The sequence below is a fragment of the Burkholderia sp. LMU1-1-1.1 genome, assembly GCF_040675865.1.
Lineage (GTDB): Bacteria > Pseudomonadota > Gammaproteobacteria > Burkholderiales > Burkholderiaceae_D > Rugamonas.
This window is the reverse complement of sequence record NZ_JBEGHG010000041.1, coordinates 1-991: the sequence shown is the minus strand read 5'-3', so window position 1 is coordinate 991 and position 991 is coordinate 1. Positions and strand designations below refer to the sequence as shown.

Genomic DNA, 991 nt, shown 5'->3' with positions numbered 1-991 from the left:
ATATCCGCAGCTTCGGTGACTGGCTTAGCCCCGTTACATCTTCCGCGCAGGACGACTCGATCAGTGAGCTATTACGCTTTCTTTAAATGATGGCTGCTTCTAAGCCAACATCCTGACTGTTTTAGCCTTCCCACTTCGTTTTCCACTTAGCCAATCTTTGGGACCTTAGCTGGCGGTCTGGGTTGTTTCCCTCTTGACGCCGGACGTTAGCACCCGACGTCTGTCTCCCAAGCTCGCACTCATCGGTATTCGGAGTTTGCAATGGTTTGGTAAGTCGCGATGACCCCCTAGCCATAACAGTGCTCTACCCCCGATGGTGATACTTGAGGCACTACCTAAATAGTTTTCGGAGAGAACCAGCTATTTCCAAGTTTGTTTAGCCTTTCACCCCTACCCACAGCTCATCCCCTAATTTTTCAACATTAGTGGGTTCGGACCTCCAGTGCGTGTTACCGCACCTTCATCCTGGCCATGAGTAGATCACTTGGTTTCGGGTCTACACCCAGCGACTATCGCCCTGTTCGGACTCGATTTCTCTACGGCTTCCCTATATGGTTAACCTTGCCACTGAATGTAAGTCGCTGACCCATTATACAAAAGGTACGCAGTCACGGAACAAGTCCGCTCCTACTGTTTGTATGCACACGGTTTCAGGATCTATTTCACTCCCCTCCCGGGGTTCTTTTCGCCTTTCCCTCACGGTACTGGTTCACTATCGGTCGATTACGAGTATTTAGCCTTGGAGGATGGTCCCCCCATATTCAGACAGGATTTCTCGTGTCCCGCCCTACTTGTCGCACGCTTAGTTCCACACATCGCATTTCACATACGGGGCTATCACCCGCTATGGCTCCAATTTCCAGTGGATTCTGTTATGCGTCATGCTAAAACGTGCAGGCTCTTCCCATTTCGCTCGCCACTACTTTGGGAATCTCGGTTGATTTATTTTCCTGCAGCTACTTAGATGTTTCAGTTCGCCGCGTTCGCTTTG

The 991-nt window shown here is 50.3% G+C and carries 1 rRNA gene; it reads right to left on the bottom strand.

Features of this window, described 5'->3' with window-relative positions:
* A 23S ribosomal RNA gene (locus MRBLMU1_RS23470) occupies positions 1-991 on the bottom strand; the annotation flags it as partial.